Genomic DNA, 17,570 nt, shown 5'->3' on the forward strand with positions numbered 1-17,570 from the left:
GGGGGACATGGCTGAGTACTCCCCCAGGCAATTCGGGAAGTGTTGCGTTAGCGAAGCAAACTCACAGACAAGGCCAGTACCGGCGGGTGATGTTGGGCTTGTGGTTGCGCTTTGTCATACCAGCAGGTGGTAGAGCAGACCTTGCAGTGCCTGTGTAACACGAACCCGGGCTTTCTGTATGGGGATGGATAACACCCCAGTTCTGCCGTCTTTGGGGGCCTGCTGCCTGCAATCTATCAGGGGCCAATTTGGTTGACATGGGGTTGACCCGTGGGGAAAGGTTCTGGCCTGCCTGTAATAACGGTCATCTGCGGCCCCACAGCTTTTGTTCTGCGGGAAAGCTCAGCAAAAAGGCCGCGCTCATCAGCAGCAGGGATGCGCCGCCCATCCAGGTCCCCGCAAAGGGAGCGGCCTGCCCCCACACTGCCGCTGCCGCCGGGGCGGCATAGGAGGGGATGGTCAGCAGCGCGGCGGAGAAAAGCCCTGCCGACAGCAGGCCGTGGGCCAGCCGGCAGAGGAAGAAGGCGCCCAGCCGTCCGGGCCGGGCAGGAAAGAACGCCAGTGCCTGTAAGTGGACGCACAGTCCCCCAAAGCCCAGACCAAAGGCGAAAAGGGCAGGAGAGACCCCCAGCCGCAGCCCGTCTCCCACCCCGCCGGTAACTTCCAGCAGGAAGGACAGCGCTGCCGCCCATTCCATGGGGGAGAGGACCCGCCAGCGGCTCAGCAGCCGGACCGTGGCCGGCAGGGCCCCGCACTGGCGCAGTATGCCGGTGAGCACAGAGAACAGCACCACACAGGCGCTCATGACCAGCACGCTCCGGGCAGCGTCGGCAATAGAGCGCACCAGGGCCCCGGAGGCCTCCGTCGGGGCGGCAGGGCTGCTTTTTGGGGGGACTGGCGCGGTGAGGGCAGTGAGGCCTCCCAGCAGCAGCCCGGCGGCAGTCACGGCCAGAAAAAGCAGCCAGCCCAGCCGGGCGCTTCCCAGCATCCCCACGCCCACAAAGCTGACCACAAAGGCAGGGCCGGGGTTCACACAGAATAAAAGCATGCGTCCTGCCTGGGCGGGGGTGATTTGCTTCTGCTCCAACAGCAGCGAGATGCCTCTGGCCCCAGCAGGGTAGCCCCCCAGAAAGCTCATGAGAATCACTGCCCCACAGCACTCTGGCAGACGGAACACCCAGCGGACCAGAGGCCCCAGAGGCCGGCCCAGTACCCGGGCGGCAGGGGAGTTCACCGCGAAGGAGGCCAGAGCCATAAAGGGGAACAGAGAGGGGACCAGCACAGTCAGGCAGGAGGAAATGCCCTGGGCGGCGCTGGCCCGCACCGAGGCGGGAAACAGCAGCAGGGCAGGCAGGGCCAGCAAAAAGCCCGCTGTGCTGAGGACGGCGGCGGGCCTGACCCCAGAGCGGGAAAGGGTAGCCATATATCATTCTCCTTATCCAATGATTTTCACCTAACCCTATGCCGGGCGGGGGTGATACATTCCCGCTCCGGCGCATAAAGTGAAGGGAAGGGGGTGGCTGATTTGGAGATGAAACCCACCGGCGGCGCGGTAATCTCCATTACCGGGAACCGCTGTGCCGTGGTGGACGGCTGCGACGGGGTAATGGACTATGACGGAGAACGAGTGGTGGTGCGCACAGGCCGGTTGACGGTGCGCATCAGCGGCAGAGACCTGCGGCTTACCAGCCTGACAGAGAATTCGGCGGTAGTGCAGGGTTTGATTTCAGGGGTGGACTACAGCTATTAGGAGGCGGCTATGCTGGCGGCAATTTTTCATCTGCTCTCAGGGTACGTGGAGTTTCAGGTGCATGGGGACGGGGCACGGTTCTTTACCGTGGCGGCAAAGCGGGGCTTTAACCTGTGGGGCTTCTGCCGGCGGGAGGGGCTGGCGGTGGCTAGGGTCCGGCCCGGGGTATACAAAAAAATGCGGGCCCTGTGCAGACGCTGCGGCGTGCGCACCCGGCTTGTACAAAAAAGAGGCGCGCCCTTTCAGCTGCGCCGCCTGCAAAAGCGCAAGTCGCTGCTTGTGGGAGCTGTGGCGGGAGCGGCGTTATATGTGTTTCTCTCCGGCTTTGTCTGGGGGGTCTCCATCACCGGCGCCCAGAATGTCACCCCCCGGGAGATTACCCAGGCTGCCAGGAACTGCGGAGTCTATGTAGGGGGGCCGCGGAAGGGCTTTACCCCCAAAAACGCCAGCGGCAGCATTCTCACCCAACTGCCCCGGCTCAGCTGGGCCAGTGTGAACACCAACGGCTGCTTTGTAGAGATAGCGGTGAAGGAGGGTGCCCAGGCCCCGGCCCTGGAGGAGAAGGGGGTGCTCTCCAACATTGTAGCAGGCCGGGAGGGCCGGGTGGTGGAGATTCAGGCCCGTCAGGGTAGGCCTGAGGTGTCCCTGGGGGACACGGTGACCCAGGACCAGCTGTTGATTGCGGGCCTCTATCAGGAGGCGCCGGACCCCTACGGGATTCAGCCCCCGGAGCTCTACCAGCGCGCCGGAGCCGCCCGGGGCAAGGTGGTGGCGGAAACCTACCGGGAGTTCACCGTGCAGGTGGGCGCCAGCCGGACGGAGCATATCGAAAGCGGCAGGGAGACCGCCCAGTGGCTGGAAATCTTCGGCCTGCGGATGCCTCTGGGGCTGTGGTCCAAGCCCCAGGGGCCGGTGCGAACCTATCAGGAGAGCAGCTGGCTGACTCTGCTGGGGGTTCAGATGCCTCTGGGGCTGCGGAGGCAGGTGACGGTGTTTCTCACAGAGGAGGAGCGGCCGCTCACCAAAAAGGAGCAGAAGACCGCCGCTCTGCTGAAGCTTCGGGAGGCTCAACGGACCGCCCTACCCCCAGGGGGGAGCGTGAAGGAGGAAAAGCTGGAATATGTGTTTGCCGACGGGATGTGTATTCTTCACGCCAGAAGCCGCTGCTTGGAGGACATTGGAGTGGAACGGGTGATTTCTGTGGAATAGCCAAAAGTGTTGAAATATTTTTGAGGTTTTCGTGAATTTTGGGGTTGAACAATGGAGGCGGTTTGTGGTATAATGGGGCCAAAGACCAGAGCGCGTCTATTGAAAAAGGAAAGCAGGGCGTTCCTCTGCCAAAAGCGGGGGAGGAGAGGCCCTGAAGGCGCGGAGACAGCCTCCGCCCTTGGAAAGGATGTCACTTGGAAATCAAGATCAGTCTGGACAGAATGGAACAGGCTGCTGAGCTGTTTGGCAGCTTTGACAGCAATATCCGGCTTATCGAGCAGGAGTACGGGGTCTCGCTGGTGTTCCGGGACTCGGAGCTGAAGATCAACGGGGAGGACCCCCAGCAGACAGACCGGGCCGCCCGGGCCCTGCGGGCGTTGGTCACGCTGATTGGCGGCGGCGAGAGCCTGAGCGAGCAGAACGTGCGCTACTGCATCCAGCTGGTGGCCGAGGACAGCGAGCAGCGGGTGGCGACCCTGGCCGGGGACTGCATCTGCGTCACCAGCAAGGGCAAGCCCATCAAGCCCAAAACTCTGGGCCAGCGCACCTATTGCGACAATATCAGGGACAATACCATTACCATCGGGGTAGGCCCGGCCGGCACAGGCAAAACCTATCTGGCGGTGGCCATGGCGGTCACGGCCTTTCGGGCCCAGCAGGTGAACCGCATCATTCTCACCCGCCCTGCTGTGGAGGCAGGGGAGAAGCTGGGCTTTCTGCCCGGCGACCTGCAGCAGAAGGTAGACCCCTACCTGCGCCCCCTGTACGACGCTCTGTTTGACATGCTGGGCGCTGAGACCTATCAGCGTTTTGTGGAGCGGGGGAACATTGAGGTGGCCCCCCTGGCCTATATGCGGGGCCGCACCCTGGACGACAGCTTTATCATACTGGACGAGGCCCAGAACACCACCGGGGAGCAGATGAAAATGTTCCTCACCCGGCTGGGCTTCAACTCAAAAATGGTCATCACCGGCGACGTCACCCAGATCGACCTGCCTGACGGCAAGCGCAGCGGCCTGAAGGAGGCGGTGCGGGTGCTGCGCGGGGTAGACGATATCGCCATTTTCCGTTTTACCGAAAAGGACGTTGTGCGCCACAAGCTGGTGCAGGATATCATCCGGGCCTATGAGCGGGCCAGCCGGAGCAGTCAGCAGACGGACCGGCGCCCATAAGCCAAGGGGTCAACCACCAGATCTCAACAGAAAGGAATGCTTAAAAATGGAGAAGATCAGGGTCATTATTTCAAACCGACAGAAGCAGACCAGGGTGCCCACCGGTGTGCGTATGCTGATCCGCCGCTGCTGTCATGCTGTGCTCCAGATGGAGGGTTTTTCCGACCCGGCGGAGATCAGCGTGAGCTTTGTGGACAATGACCAGATCCGGGAGATGAACCGCCAGTACCGCAACAAAGACGCCGCCACGGATGTTCTCTCCTTCCCCATGGGCGAAAACGGGGTCTATGACGAAAACCGGGAGACCGGCGCGAAAATTCTGGGAGACATTGTCATCTCTGTGCCCCGGGCCATGGAGCAGGCCAAGACCTATGGCCACACCCTGGAGAGGGAGATCGGCTACCTGACCGCCCACTCCATGCTGCATCTTCTGGGGTATGACCACGAGGAGGGGGGCCTTGCCCGGGTGCGTATGCGGGAGAAGGAGGAGCGGGTCATGCGCGAGCTAGGCCTGCCCGCCAGCGGCAGCTATGCCCCTGAGGAATGAGGAGCGGCGGACAGCCCTTCAGGCGCGGCCTGCTGCACAGCTTTCGCTGTGCCTTTCGGGGCGTATGGCTGTGTCTGTGTTCAGAACGAAATATGCGCATACACGCCTTGGCCTGCGGGTATGTCCTGTTTTTTGCGGTCAAAATGGGGATTGCCCGGGGTGAGCTGGCCCTTTTGCTGCTGGCAATGGGCATGGTGACTGCTGCCGAGGCGTTGAACACTGCCATTGAAAAGCTTTGTGACTTTGTCCAGCCCCAGCAGGACAGACGCATTGGCGTGGTGAAGGACATGGCAGCGGGAGGCGTGGCGCTCAGCGCGGCTTTTGCGGCTCTGACCGGCGCCGCTGTTTTGCTGCGCCCGGAATTGTGGGATGTCCTCCGGCAAATTGCCGGAACGCCCTGGAAGCTGACGCTTTTTGCCGTGTCTCTGGGAGCGTCCCTGTGGGTGGTTTTTGGCCTGCCCCTTGTCCGGCCTGGGGACAGGAGGGAGTAGCAAGATTCGCAGGAAATGGGGGAGGAGGGGCCAATGCCTCAACTGAACAAGGGCGGCAAGTTTGTGTTCGGCAAATCCCTGGTGCGGGAGGATGGAAGCCTGTGCCTGCCAGAGCAGGCGGTCTGGGAGTACCACATTGGCAAGGAGGGTTAGGTGTACCTTTTCACTGGCGCGAAGTCCACTGGCGGCTTCTGCGTCACCCGCAAGGGGCTGCTTGCTCCCTCCCGGCTGGGCCATATTTTGCGGGAGACGCCCCGGCTGAATGCCTGCGCTCTGCCTGAAGGGGAGTTAGCCCCCTATAAAGGCCGGCGCTACGGCTGGCTGAGGGTGTCGCCCCAGGGTATGCTTGTGCTGCCGGAGGCGTTGTTGCAGGAGTTGGCACTGACACCAGGCATGGAACTGCTGTGTATTCGCAGCAGCGATATTGCGTTTACTCTGGGGGCGCGGGGGCCGCTGATTGAGCGGGCCAAGAATTTTTCCGGGGAAATACCGGTTTATTAACAAACAGGAAAGGAAAGCTATGGAGAATCAGAATTCAGCCTGCATTGCCATTGTAGGCCGTCCAAATGTGGGCAAATCCACCATATTGAACAAGCTGATCCGAGAGAAAATTGCTATTGTATCTAAAAAGCCCCAAACAACCCGCACTCGCATCATGGGGGTGTTGACTGAGGGGGAGGACCAGCTGGTGTTTCTGGACACCCCCGGCCTGTTGAAGCCCCGGAATTCTCTGGGGGATTACATGCTGCAGTCAGTGAACGCCGCCCTGGACGGAGTAGACGCCGGCCTGCTGGTGGTGGAGGCCGGCGCGCCGGTGTCCAAGGCGGACGAGGAGCTGATTGACCGGTTTTACCGGGGGCGGCTTCCGGCGGTGCTGGCTATCAACAAAATCGATACCCTGCCGGACAAGTCCCGGCTGATGGAGCAGATTGCCGGCTATGCGGAGAGGTTTGATTTTCGCGCGGTGGTGCCTGTGTCCGCCCGCCATGGGGACGGCATGGACGCGCTGCTGGAAGAGCTGAAGGGTCTGGCCCAGCCAGGGGGCTGGCTGTTTGAGGAGGACACCCTTACCGACCAGCCCGAGCGGGTGCTGGCAGCTGAGTTTGTGCGGGAAAAGGTGCTGCGGCTGCTGGACCAGGAGATTCCCCACGGGGTGGCCTCGGTGACAGAGCACATGCGGGAGGAGGACGGCCTGTTGGAGATTCACGTCACCCTCTACTGCGAGAAGGCCAACCACAAGGCGATTCTGATTGGCAAGGGGGGCTCTATGCTGAAGAAGATCGGCAGCGCGGCCCGGCAGGACCTGGAAAGATTCTTTGACTGCAAGGTGAATTTGCAGCTGTGGGTCAAGGTGAAAGAGGACTGGCGGCAGCGGCCGGAGACTCTGCTGGGCCTGGGATTTTCGGAGAAAAGCCTGGAATTGTAGCGCACAAAATAGCGTAAAATGGGAAAAGGAGCGCCCCTCAAGGCACTCCTTTCTTTAATTATAGCTCTTTTTCTCCCATCCATTGGCGGCGGACAGTCTGGAAGCCCAGCTTGCTATACCACTTTTCCAGCCAGACATAGCGCAGCTCGATCAGAGTACAGCCCTGGTTTTTCAGCCATTGAATGCCATTGGCGACCATGTCCATGCCAATGCCCCGCTCCTGCTCAGCAGGTATCACGCCCACGCAGCCTACACAGCCGACCTGATGCCCAGGCCTAAGAAAACGCCCGCCATTGGGAGCGAGAATCTCAAACCCCACAATCCTCCTGTCCAGAACAGCCAGATAGATGGGGTCCACACAGCTCTCAAAATTGCTGGGCCAGTTGGGCTCCGCGGCTTCCACAGCGGCCAGCAGTTCAGGCATGTCAGCAGCAGTGGCCATGCGGTAGCTGAGCCCCTCTGGCGCAGGCGGGATGTCCAGATGGTCAGCGTCAAACCCATCCAGAGGCAGCTCCATGTTAACACTGGTCCAGCTGGCGGTGTAGCCCCGCTTCTCAAAAAAGGTGACATTCTCGCCCACAACCGGTACGCCCTGCAGCAAATAGTGAGGGCCGCAGCCCAAAGTGAGCTTTTTCTCCCCCTGGCTGCGGATGTACGCCTCAGCCGCCCCCAGCAGCCGGGAGCCCATCCCTTGCTTGCGGTGGTTCTCCGCCACGCACAGCACGGGGATGGACCCGCCGTGAATCATGGCATACCCCGCCAGCCGGCCCTGGGCATATTCTGCAATTACATGGGCTTCCTGGGGCTTTAACAGATTTTCAAACCATGCCCGGCTTGTCTGATACTCCGGGAAGCAGTGAAGGAACAAGTCAAACAGTTGGTCTGTCATGGTGCGCTCCTTTCAAAAACAAAGGGGGAAATGCCGCCAAGCATTTCCCCCGAAAATACGAGATTTGTAAAATTACTTCACCATGCTGGCGATTTCCTCAGCAAAGTTGTCCTCGCGCTTCTCCAGGCCCTCGCCCTTCTCAAAGCGGGTGAAAGCAGTGATCTTGATATCGCCGCCCAGCTCCTTGGCAACGCTCTCGGTGTACTGCTTCACGCTCATGCTGCCGTCCTGCACATAGGCCTGGTCCACCAGGCAGATCTCCTTGAAGAACTTGCCCAGCCGGCCGGTGACGATCTTCTCGGCAATGTTGGCAGGCTTGCCCTCGTCCACGATCTGCTGGGTGAGAATCTCCTTCTCCTTCTCCACCCGCTCGGCAGGAACAGCGCTCTCGTCCAGATACTCGGGGTTCAGCGCGGCAATCTGCATAGCGACATTGTGGGCATAGGCCTTGAAGCCCTCAGTGGCGGCAATGGCCTCGTCCACGTCAAACTTGACGATAACGCCGATGCGGCCCCCGGCATGGACATAAGAGGTGACAGCCCCCTCATAGCGGGCAAAACGGCGAACTTTGATGTTCTCGCCAATGGTGAGAATCTTGTCCTTCAGCAGAGCGTCCACCGTCATGTCGCTGCCATGGGCCTTGCAGGCCAGCAGAGCGTCCAGGTCGGCGGGGTTCTCATAGATCACCGTGTCGGCGCAGGTCTTTACAAAGGCCTGGAACTCGGCGTTCTTGGCCACAAAGTCAGTCTCGGCGTTGACCTCAACAGCAACGGCCACCTTGCCGCACTCGCTGACCTCGGCAAAGGCCACGCCCTCGGCGGCAATGCGCCCGGCCTTCTTCACAGAGGCGGCCAGACCCTTCTCGCGCAGCAGGTCAACAGCCTTGTCCATATTGCCCTCAGCCTCGGTCAGGGCCTTTTTGCAGTCCATCATGCCGCAGCCGGTCTTCTCCCGGAGGGCGGCAACGTCCTTAGCGGTAAAATTCATGGGTTTAACATCCTTCCTGTATAGTATGCCCAGAGCAGAGGGAGGCTGGCGGCTAATCTGCCAGCGGGCTGCCAGACCATGCCGGATTCTTCAGCCCCCGCGCCTCTGCCTGACGCTTTATGATAATCACTCTTGAGAATGGCTGGACTTACTCCGCGGCTTCCTCAGCAGGGGCCTCGGCCTCCTCCGCCTCAGGCTCCTGCCGGGCGGCAGCGCCCATCTGGCCCTCGCGGCCCTCGATGACAGCGTCGGCCATGGCGCTGGCAATCAGCTTGACGGCGCGGATGGCGTCGTCGTTGCCGGGAATCACATAATCAATCTCATCCGGGTCGCAGTTGGTGTCCACAATGGCCACAATGGGGATGTGCAGCTTGCGGGCCTCAGACACGGCAATGCGCTCCTTGCGGGGGTCCACAATAAACAGGGCGCCGGGATAGGACTTCATGTCCTTGATGCCGCCCAGGTACTTTTCCAGCTTCTCAATTTCCAGCTGAAGCTTGGTGACCTCTTTCTTGGGCAGCAGGTCAAAGGTGCCGTCCTCCTCCATTTTGCGCAGCTGGGCCAGACGCTGGATGCGGGTGCGGATGGTGGAGAAGTTGGTGAGCATGCCGCCCAGCCAGCGGGCGTTGACAAAGTAAGCGCCGGCGCGGGTAGCCTCCTCGCGCACAGACTCCTGGGCCTGCTTTTTGGTGCCCACAAACAGGATGTTCTTGCCCTCGGTAGCCAGGTCGCGGACGAAATTGTAGGCCTCCTCCAGCTTACGCACCGTCTTCTGCAGGTCAATGATATAGATACCATTGCGCTCGGTGAAGATGTAAGGGGCCATTTTGGGGTTCCAGCGGCGGGTTTGGTGGCCGAAGTGAACGCCGGCCTCCAGCAGCTGCTTCATAGATACGACTGCCATTTGAAAATACCTCCTGGTTTTATCCTCCGCCGGGACAAATTTTTTGCGGGCCGACCGCAGCCAGCCTCCCTCAGTCATTGTTCAGGAAGGGGAGAGGCCTTGGACCAGAGCCGCAGTCCCGGCGTGTGTTTTGGCATCTGGTATTATACCACAACCTGTTGTGGGAATCAAGCCTTTTTCCCCAGTTATTCCAAAAAAATCTTCAGCCGGATGGGCAAAAAATTTCAAAAACCGGTAGACATTTTCGCAGATTATGTTAAAATATATACATAGGCTTTAGGCGGGGGACAAAATGGAAAAATATCGACAGTTCCCTCTTTGGCAGCTTACCAGAAAGACTTGGCGGAAGTCTAACAGACAGAGGATGTGCTTCCGCATCACAGAATATGGAACAGAACAGGGCGGCGTTTCGCCGGATCAAACTGGAATGGGAGAACCGGAAAGGGGCAGATTATGAAAAATGTCAGCAGAAAACGCAGATTGGAAATCAGGATTAACAGAAAGGCGGCAAAGCGCGGGCTGGCGGCTCTGCTGGCAGGCTGTCTGCTGGTGGGGGGCCTTGCGGCCTGCGGGGACAAGGAGAAGGACAGCAGCTCCAGCACGGGCTCGGGGCTGGCCTCCATCCCGCCTGTAGCGGCTACCGCTGCGCCCACCCCGGCGGCCACGGCCAAGGCGGTCAAGGTTACGGCGGACGTGTTGAACGTGCGTAAAAGCGCCTCTACCGACAGCGATATTCTGGGCATGGTGGAGGAGGACGCCAAGCTGGCTCTTCTGTCAGAAACCGCCCAGGACGGGTGGTATCAGGTGCAGTATGAGGGCGGGCCGGCCTTTGTGTCGGCGGAGTTCGTCCAGGTGGTGGACATCACCATAGAGCAGTACCAGCAGCTGATGACCGCTCCCACCGCGTCCCCCACCGCGACCCCTGAGGCTGGAGCCACAAATGCTCCCGGCGGCGCCAGCCCCAGTCCCGCGGCCACGGCCAGCCCGGCTCCGGGCAGTGACGAGGACGGGGAATAGACAGAATGAATGTGCTGATTATAGGCGGCGGTCTGCTGGGCCGGGAGACCGCCCAGCAGCTGGACAGCCGGGGCCACGGCGTGGTGGTGGTGGACGAGAGCCCCGAGCGTCTGGGGCTTTTGGACCCGGGCTTTGGCGGGGTGACTCAGGTGGGCTTTCCCATGGACCTGAACGTGCTGCGCCGGGCCGGCATTGAGAGCTGCGACGCGGTGGCGGTCACCACAGGAGACGACAACCTGAACATTGCCGTGGGGCAGATTGCGAAAAAGTATTTCAAGGTGGAACGGGTTGCCGCCCGTATTTCAGACCCGGCCCGGGAGGACATTTTCGAGCGGGTGGGCCTGCTGACCGTGTGTCCCACCAACATGGCCGGTGAAAAGCTGGTTACCGAGCTGGTGAGCCCCTGGCAGAGCCGCCAGGTCACCTTTGGCGCGGCCACAGTGGCATTGGAGGTCCAGCCGGTAGAGCGGCGATGGTTTGGCCGCACCACCGGAGACGTGGACCTGCCCGAGGGAGGCGTCTTCGGGGTGGTGAAGGAGGACGGGCGGTTTATACTCAAAGAGGCCATCGGCAATATTCCTCTGAGCGAGGGGGACTCGCTGGTGGTGGCCAGAAAGATCGATTGACAGGAAAAGGGCTGGCTGTTGACGGCGAGCGTAGCTGCCGACAAGTATTGCTGCTGCCGGTCAGCTTTGCTGTGTGAAAAGAGAGGCGGGTGCGGGAAGATGAGAATGATTGTGGTGGGCGGCGGGCAGGCAGGAAAGAGCCTGGCCCGGCTGCTGTTGGAGCGCAGGCATGAGGTCTGCCTGATTGAGAAGGACCGGGCCCGTTGCGTGCAGCTGGCCGATGAGCTGGATGCGGCGGTGTTTCCTGGGGACGGCACCAATGTGGAGGTGCTGGAAGCCGCAGGAGCCCGAAGAGCGGACTGCGTGATGGCAGTGACCGGAGTGGACCAGGACAATCTGGTGGCCGCCCAGCTGGCCCAGGGGCATTTCAGCGCGAAAAAGGTCATCGCCCGGGTGAACGACCCCCGCAACGCCGAGACCTTTCAGGCCCTGGGCATTCCCAATGTGGTCAGCAGCACCGACCTGGTGGTGCAGCTCATTGAGCAGGAGGCTGACTCGGCCCACATGCATCTCATCGCCAGCCTGGAACAGGGTAAGGGGGAGATCGTCTCCATGACCCTGCCCTACAACACTGCCTGGGAGGCTATGGCCCTGAAGGACGTGAAATTTCCCCAGGGCACTTTGGTCATCTCCCTCATCCGGGGAGGGGAGCTGACTATTCCCAACGGTTCCACGGTGCTGCGCCCAGGGGACGAGCTGGTGGCCGTGGCTGAGGAGAAAAGCCGCCGGGCCCTGCGCCGGGTGCTGGGGGCGGTGAAGGACTGACCGTGCGGACAGAAAAAGGCCCTGCCTTCTGGCAGAGCCTTTTTGCTTATCTGTTGCCTGTTTATTCCCCTGCTTCACTGGACACACATACGCCGTCCGCCTCCTCCTCGTGGAGATCGCTGGGGGGCGGCTCATGCACCTCGCTCTGGGTGAGGGTGACGGTCTCCTCCATCAGCAGCTCGCTGCTGCTCTTGTCGTAGAGCTTCACCGTTACCGGCTGGCTGGGGTCCAGCGCCACATACAGCTCCGGGAGGAAGACCATGTAGCTGTCGTGCTCGGAGTCCGGGTAGCGGTCCTCATCCCGGACCGTGGCGGAGCCGTTGGTCAGGTTGTAATACTCATGGTAATCTCCGCGATGAAGAATCTCCGGGGAAAATTCCCGGGTGACCAAGGTCTGTCCCTCCTGGCAGAACTCCATCCGCAGGTTCCGGGGGCTGTCGTCCGTCTGAATATAGATGGTAGGCTTGGACTGGCTCAGGTGGAGAAGCTCCACCTGGTAGCCGCCGCCAAAGCCTCTGACGGCCTCAATGCCGCAGGCATAGTCAAACACCGGCGCAGTGGGTACGTCCTCCGGGCCGCCGACCTGGACTGTGCCCTTCTGGAAGTCCAGAATAAATACAGCCTCCACCTGCTGCGAGCCGTTTTTGTCAAACAGCCGCCACACTACCTTCCGGTCCTCCTCCGGGCTCAGGCCCGCGTAAACAGAGATCGCCTGTTCTGTGCCGCCCTGGGGGTTGAGGAGGCTGCCGTGCCCGTGCTGGGCGTGAAGACTTCCCATGTCGATGCCGTCCTCAAAGGTCGCGCCTGCGGCGGGGTTGCGGTACTGGCTGGCGTCGTACTCCACGGTGATGCTCAGGGCAGTGGAGCTGGTGAAAGCAGAGACCAGCTTCACGCCTCCCATCTCTATGCCCTGACAGTCGATGGCGCGAAGGTCCGCCTCCTGCTTTTGGACCGTGAAGCTCAAAGCGAAGGGGCTGGAGTTAATGGTTCCGCTGGTTCCAAAGAAGGAGGAGCCCGGCTCCCACAGCTCCTCAAAGCACAGGGTGACGTCCAGACTGTCCGCGCCCTGCAGCCGCTCCGGCACCCGGAAAGCCCGCTGGGTCCGGTATACTCCCTGGCCCATGGGGATAATGTGGTCCTCGCTCAGGTCTGCAAAGCCCTGGGTGTCAGCCCCAGTATAGTCCGCCTGACCCTGGTCGTTGTGGGGCACCTGGCTCTCGCCGTTGAGAAGGATGTCGTACCCTTTCATGTGGCTCACCTGCACACCCTCATAGTCCTGCTCCATTTGAAGTTCCAGGCCGGCGAACACAAAATATCCGTCGTAATATACTTCCTTCAGCTGAACCTGGAAGGGCTTTTCCAACAGCCCCCCGGCGGGCACAGTGACTGGCTCGCCGCCGCACTCTACCGCCAGGGCCTGAATGCGGTTCTGGTTCTCCTGCCAGTTCTGGCTGGGGTTCCACTGGCGGTTGATGCTGGCAAACACCCCGCCGATGAGGGGCAGACTCTCGGCAAAGGCGGGGTTGGCTCCATTCATGCCCAGCAGCAGCCCAAAGGCGGCGGCACAGCTGGCGGCGGCTGTCAGTCCTCTGCGGGCCCAGGGGGGCAGCCTTCGCCGGGTGGGGACCGTATCGGGCAGCGCGGCATATGCCTGGCGCAGCCGGTCCTCCACGGTCTGGGGGACGGCGGGCAGGTCCAGGCTGGTGAGGATTGCCGGGTCAATGGCATGTAGATTTCGCTTCATAGATCTCACCCTCTCTTTCCAGATAGATTTTCCTCAGCCGGTCTCTGCCCCGTTTCAGCCGGGACTTCACCGCCCCCTCCTTCAGGTCCAGCATCCGGGCGATGTCCCGCACAGGCAGGCCGTCCAGGTAGTACAGGGTCAGCACCAGCCGGTCGTTGGCATGAAGAGCGGCCAGGCTCTGCTGCACGTCCAGGGCCTGGTCCCCGGGGGGCTCTGCGGTAGGCTCGGGCGCTTGGTCCAGGGGCAGGGTGCGGCTTCTCTGCCGGAGAATATCCCGGCTGTTGTTAATGAGCACCCGCATGAGCCAGGTGCGGAAGTATTTGGGCTGGCGCAGGTCCCGCAGGTGGCAGAAGGCCTCCAGCACGGTCTCGGCCACTGCGTCGGCGGCGTCCTCCTGGTTGTGGAGGATGGCCAGAGCCGCCCGGGTCAGCGAGAGCTTTTGGGACTCGACCAGCTGGATGAACGCCTCTTTGTCGCCGGTTTGGGCCTGGCGCACCCATTTCTCTATTAAGTCGGCCATCTCGTCCCTCCTTTTTTCAGTCTATAAAAGCTTTTACACCCATTAGGCGCAGGAGAGGGCCAAAAGGTTGCAGGCAAAAAATATTTTTTACATATCTGCTTGGAGAAATCCGGCACTTTTGCGTAGCAAAAGAGAAGCGCGTGGCGCTTCAGAGCTTCTCCTTGTGTTTGCCAGAACACATTATACCATCTCCCTGCGTTTGTCAGAATATATGATGCCCCAAACCGCCTCAAAGGCGAATACGGCGGAATATACGGTTTTTCACTCCTGGGCTGCGCTCGGAGCAGGTCCTGGTCTCTCGGGAGAGTCGCATTCGCAGATTTTATATAGAGGTTCTGTCTGGGTCTTCGTTCCGAGAACTCCGGATAAATGGGTAATTACAGGGAACTGCCCCTATAAATCAGTCCCGTTATAAAATGCGCGAAAGGACACTCCCGGTCTCTCTCCGCTCTTGACCCCAGCTCTCAACTATGCTATACTCTCCATGTATCTTTTTCTCAGGAGGACTCGCCATGACCTATCAGCAAGCCATTGAAAAAATCGATTCCCGCCTCCTTTTCGGTATGCAGCCTGGTCTTGACCGCATCAAGGCCCTTCTGGCCGGGCTGGGCGACCCCCAGGAGGCTCTGCGCTATGTCCATGTGTGCGGCACCAACGGCAAGGGCACTGTGTGCACCCTCACCGCCAGTGTGCTGCAGGAGAGCGGCTACAAGGTCGGCAAAAATATTTCACCCTATGTGCTCAGCTTCCGGGAGCGTTTTCAGATTAACGGCAGAATGATCACCGAGCAGGAGCTGGCAGAGCAGATGGATGTCATCTGGCCGGTGGTAGAGCGTCTGGACGCCCAGGGGATACGGGTCTCTGAGTTTGAGCTGGTGACTGCGGTGGCCTTTCACTGGTTTGCCCAGGAACGCTGCGATATTGCCGTGATGGAGGTGGGCATGGGGGGGCTTCATGACGCCACCAATGTGATCCCCACCCCGGAGGCCGTGGCCATGATGTCCATTTCTCTGGACCACACCGCCTGGCTGGGGGACACCGTGGAGCAGATCGCCCGGGAGAAGTCCGGGGTGATCAAGGAGGGGGGGCGCGTGGTGCTCTACCCGGAGCAGAAGCCCACAGTGACCGCCATTATTCAGGAGGCCTGCCGGCAGCACGGCGGGGAGCTGGTGATTCCCTCCATGGAGGACGTTCGGCCGGTTCGGGAGACCATAGACGGCACCGAGTTCCAGGCCGGGGGGCTGACCCTGCGCACTCCGTTTTTAGGGGGACATCAGCTGAAAAACGCCTCTGTGGTGCTTGAGGTGGTAAAAATTCTACGGCAGCGGGGCTTTGAAATTTCTGACCAGGCTTTGCTCAGGGGCTTTGCCCACGCCTTTATTCCCGCCCGCATGGAGGTGCTCTCCCACAGCCCCCTCTGCCTGCTGGACGGCGGACACAACCCGGGCTGCGCCCAGGCTCTGCGGGAGGCGTTGGAGCGGCTGGTCCCAGGGAAAAAGACGGCGGTTATCGGTATGCTGGCGGACAAGGACAGCGCCGCGGCTCTGGAGCTGATCGGCCCCCAGTTTGAGCGGATTATTGCAGTGACCCCCAACAATCCCCGGGCCCTGCCCGCCGAAGACCTGGCCCGGACTGCGGCCCGGTTCTGCCCCCAGACGCTGGTGGCAGAGGACTGCGGCCAGGCGGTCAGCCTTGCCGCTGCCCACTTGGCCCCGGAGGACGCTCTGATTGTCTGCGGCTCCTTCTATCTGGCGGGGGAGATACGGGATTTGCTCATAGAGAAATTTGCCGGCTGACTGGTCCGGTAAGGCCCATATCTCAGCAGTTGTTACCTGTTTCCCCACATATTTCTTGTCCCAAAAAGCCCCCGCTGTCCTTTTCAGGGACCGCAGGGGCTTCTTTATGTCCGACTGTGCTTAACGGTCACGAAACCGTGAACTCTGTCCAGTCAATATGATTGTACTCCATCACGTCCTGAGAATGCTCCATGCCCAGCTTCTGGTAGAAGGGCACCGCGTTCCGGTTGGCGCAGGTGTAAAGGATGACGTCCTTCTCGCCGCCGGCCTCCTGGTGGGCCCGGCGCACCAGCCGGGTGCCAATGCCCCGGCCTGCCCAGTCCCGGGCAACCCCCAGGTCCGTGATGAACAGCCAATAGGCGAAGTCCGTAATGCCAAAGCACACGCCCACCAGCTGCCCGGCCTGGTCCCGGGCGGCGAGGCTGATGGGGACATGCTCCACCAGCCGCTGAATGCGCTCCTCAAACCGCTCCTTGGGGTACTGAGAGCCCAGGTCTGTGCGCTTCAGAAAATCTATGTACTCTCCGGCAGTCAGCCGTTGGTTTTCTATGGTGACCATAGGAGAGGCCTCCTTTCACAGGGGTCAGAGGCCCCTCAGAAGCGGACCACCTGGTTTTTCTCTGCGGACTCAAAAATGGCCTCCATCAGCCGCATCAGCTCCCGCTGCTGGTCGTGGGTGACAATGAGCTCTGCCTCGCCGTTGACTGCCTGGGCCACGTTCCGGTAGTAGTCTTTGATATCCGTCTCCACCCGGGGCAGAGGCAGCTCCTTGATGGTGTCCTCGGTGCGGGGGGCCATGGTTTTGGTCAGGCCGGCGGCAGTGACAATGGGCACTGCGTCGTGCTTCTCATCGCTGGTGGCCACCACAATTTTGCCGTTGACATGGAAGTCCTCGATCACGGCCGTGCCGTTCAGACCCTCTACATACCACCGGGGCAGGTTGATGAAGTTGCTGGTGCCCACCTCCACGGTGAACACAATGCCTCCGTTCTCGTCGGGGAAGGTAAAGGTGGCGGTAAAGCCGTCGTCCACCTCCTCATTGGTCACATTGGAGAGGGTGGCGTATACGGTCTCGGGCATGCGGCCCATCATCATGTTCATCTGGTCCAGCAGGTGCACGCCCCAGTCCAGCACCATGCCGCCGCCGTGCTCCTTGGTGTTGCGCCAGTCGCCGGGAATGCCCCGGCTGCCATGGACCCGGCTCTGGATGGCAAACACCCGGCCCAGCTGGCCGTCCTCCACAATCTTTTTCGCCACCAGAAAATCCTCGTCCCAGCGGCGGTTCTGGTGGACGGTAAACTTGGAGCCGGTGCGCACCGAGGCGGCGATCATCTCCTCCAGAATAGCGGTGGACATGGTGACCGGCTTCTCGCTGATGGTAAGCTTGCCCGCCTCCATGGCCTGAATGCACACATCCCGGTGGGCGTCGTTGGGAATAGCCACAGTGACCACGTCGACCGCAGGGTCGGCCAGCAGCTCCTCGTAGGACTGGTAGGCGTGAATGCCGGCCTCCTCAGCGGCCTGGTTGCGCTCGGGCAGAATGTCGTAGACCCCGGCCAGATGGACCTGGGGAATCTCCTGCAGCCGGCGGGTGTGCCAGCCCCCCATGCCGCCATAGCCGACTACGGCCACATTGACGATTTTAGACATGAAAAATACCTCCGAAGACAGAATAATTGGTGTTATTATTATAACATATTGATAAGGGGGAATCAAGAGCGGGAGAA

The 17,570-nt window shown here is 60.9% G+C and carries 19 protein-coding genes; 11 read left to right on the forward strand and 8 right to left on the reverse strand.

From position 1 onward, the window contains the following. Window positions 1-304 precede the first annotated feature (304 nt). Window positions 305-1,423, reverse strand: coding sequence for a nucleoside recognition domain-containing protein (locus tag ACTO5E_RS03050; protein WP_482301476.1), 1,119 nt, complete (start codon window positions 1,421-1,423; stop codon window positions 305-307). Window positions 1,424-1,531: 108 nt separating this feature from the next. Here ACTO5E_RS03050 and ACTO5E_RS03055 point away from each other — a divergent pair, with 108 nt between their 5' ends. From ACTO5E_RS03055 to era, 7 genes are all read left to right on the forward strand, one after another. After that, complete coding sequence (locus tag ACTO5E_RS03055) at window positions 1,532-1,750, forward strand: YabP/YqfC family sporulation protein (RefSeq protein WP_482301532.1); 219 nt, start codon at window positions 1,532-1,534, stop codon at window positions 1,748-1,750. Between the two features lie 9 nt (window positions 1,751-1,759). After that, window positions 1,760-2,959: a sporulation protein YqfD gene (locus ACTO5E_RS03060; RefSeq protein WP_482301478.1), complete on the forward strand. Its 1,200-nt coding sequence runs from the start codon at window positions 1,760-1,762 to the stop codon at window positions 2,957-2,959. 221 nt (window positions 2,960-3,180) lie between these two features. Then, entirely contained in the window at window positions 3,181-4,131 is a 951-nt protein-coding gene (locus tag ACTO5E_RS03065; RefSeq protein ID WP_482301534.1) for a PhoH family protein, read from the forward strand. 46 nt (window positions 4,132-4,177) lie between these two features. Beyond that, window positions 4,178-4,678: an rRNA maturation RNase YbeY gene (gene ybeY / locus ACTO5E_RS03070; protein ID WP_482301480.1), complete on the forward strand. Its 501-nt coding sequence runs from the start codon at window positions 4,178-4,180 to the stop codon at window positions 4,676-4,678. Further along, a complete protein-coding gene (locus ACTO5E_RS03075) occupies window positions 4,675-5,169 on the forward strand; it encodes a diacylglycerol kinase family protein (RefSeq protein ID WP_482301481.1) in 495 nt (164 codons plus the stop codon). The genes ybeY and ACTO5E_RS03075 overlap by 4 nt, the downstream gene beginning before the upstream one ends. A 153-nt stretch (window positions 5,170-5,322) precedes the next feature. Next, window positions 5,323-5,670: a hypothetical protein gene (locus tag ACTO5E_RS03080; RefSeq protein WP_482301483.1), complete on the forward strand. Its 348-nt coding sequence runs from the start codon at window positions 5,323-5,325 to the stop codon at window positions 5,668-5,670. Between the two features lie 19 nt (window positions 5,671-5,689). Beyond that, window positions 5,690-6,595 carry a GTPase Era gene (gene era / locus ACTO5E_RS03085; RefSeq protein WP_482301484.1) on the forward strand — a complete coding sequence of 302 codons (906 nt, stop codon included), beginning with the start codon at window positions 5,690-5,692 and terminating at the stop codon, window positions 6,593-6,595. Window positions 6,596-6,653: 58 nt separating this feature from the next. On the opposite strand, the gene ACTO5E_RS03090 is transcribed toward era, so the two are convergent. The 3 genes from ACTO5E_RS03090 to rpsB all read right to left on the reverse strand — a co-directional run bounded on the left by ACTO5E_RS03090 (window position 6,654) and on the right by rpsB (window position 9,375). Then, on the reverse strand, window positions 6,654-7,484 hold the full coding sequence (locus tag ACTO5E_RS03090; protein WP_482301486.1) for a GNAT family N-acetyltransferase: 831 nt from the start codon (window positions 7,482-7,484) through the stop codon (window positions 6,654-6,656). Between the two features lie 72 nt (window positions 7,485-7,556). Beyond that, window positions 7,557-8,471, reverse strand: a complete 915-nt coding sequence (tsf, locus tag ACTO5E_RS03095; RefSeq protein ID WP_482301488.1) for a translation elongation factor Ts — start codon at window positions 8,469-8,471, stop codon at window positions 7,557-7,559. A 148-nt stretch (window positions 8,472-8,619) separates the two neighbouring features. Then, window positions 8,620-9,375 carry a 30S ribosomal protein S2 gene (gene rpsB, locus ACTO5E_RS03100; RefSeq protein ID WP_482301489.1) on the reverse strand — a complete coding sequence of 252 codons (756 nt, stop codon included), beginning with the start codon at window positions 9,373-9,375 and terminating at the stop codon, window positions 8,620-8,622. A gap of 480 nt (window positions 9,376-9,855) precedes the next feature. On the opposite strand from rpsB, the gene ACTO5E_RS03105 reads away from it, so the two are divergent. The 3 genes from ACTO5E_RS03105 (at window position 9,856) to ACTO5E_RS03115 (ending at window position 11,783) form a co-directional block, all read left to right on the forward strand. Next, a complete protein-coding gene (locus tag ACTO5E_RS03105; protein WP_482301490.1) occupies window positions 9,856-10,392 on the forward strand; it encodes an SH3 domain-containing protein in 537 nt (178 codons plus the stop codon). Window positions 10,393-10,397: 5 nt separating this feature from the next. Continuing rightward, the gene (locus ACTO5E_RS03110; RefSeq protein WP_482301492.1) at window positions 10,398-11,018 is read left to right on the forward strand and encodes a potassium channel family protein; all 621 of its coding nucleotides are present in this window, start codon (window positions 10,398-10,400) and stop codon (window positions 11,016-11,018) included. Window positions 11,019-11,117: 99 nt separating this feature from the next. Then, on the forward strand, window positions 11,118-11,783 hold the full coding sequence (locus ACTO5E_RS03115) for a potassium channel family protein (RefSeq protein WP_482301493.1): 666 nt from the start codon (window positions 11,118-11,120) through the stop codon (window positions 11,781-11,783). Window positions 11,784-11,844: 61 nt separating this feature from the next. Here ACTO5E_RS03115 and ACTO5E_RS03120 read toward each other — a convergent pair whose 3' ends face one another. Both ACTO5E_RS03120 and ACTO5E_RS03125 read right to left on the reverse strand, forming a co-directional pair. Continuing rightward, a complete protein-coding gene (locus tag ACTO5E_RS03120; RefSeq protein ID WP_482301495.1) occupies window positions 11,845-13,527 on the reverse strand; it encodes a hypothetical protein in 1,683 nt (560 codons plus the stop codon). After that, a complete protein-coding gene (locus tag ACTO5E_RS03125; protein ID WP_482301497.1) occupies window positions 13,502-14,047 on the reverse strand; it encodes an RNA polymerase sigma factor in 546 nt (181 codons plus the stop codon). Before ACTO5E_RS03125 ends, ACTO5E_RS03120 begins: the two co-directional genes overlap by 26 nt. 512 nt (window positions 14,048-14,559) lie before the next feature. Between ACTO5E_RS03125 and ACTO5E_RS03130 the strand changes: the two genes are divergently transcribed. Beyond that, the gene (locus tag ACTO5E_RS03130; protein ID WP_482301499.1) at window positions 14,560-15,843 is read left to right on the forward strand and encodes a bifunctional folylpolyglutamate synthase/dihydrofolate synthase; all 1,284 of its coding nucleotides are present in this window, start codon (window positions 14,560-14,562) and stop codon (window positions 15,841-15,843) included. A 127-nt stretch (window positions 15,844-15,970) separates the two neighbouring features. Here ACTO5E_RS03130 and ACTO5E_RS03135 read toward each other — a convergent pair whose 3' ends face one another. Continuing rightward, window positions 15,971-16,402: a GNAT family N-acetyltransferase gene (locus ACTO5E_RS03135; protein ID WP_482301500.1), complete on the reverse strand. Its 432-nt coding sequence runs from the start codon at window positions 16,400-16,402 to the stop codon at window positions 15,971-15,973. Window positions 16,403-16,437: 35 nt separating this feature from the next. Continuing rightward, entirely contained in the window at window positions 16,438-17,493 is a 1,056-nt protein-coding gene (locus ACTO5E_RS03140; RefSeq protein ID WP_482301502.1) for a Gfo/Idh/MocA family protein, read from the reverse strand. Window positions 17,494-17,570 lie beyond the last annotated feature (77 nt).

It is taken from the genome of Acutalibacter sp. (assembly GCF_056800975.1).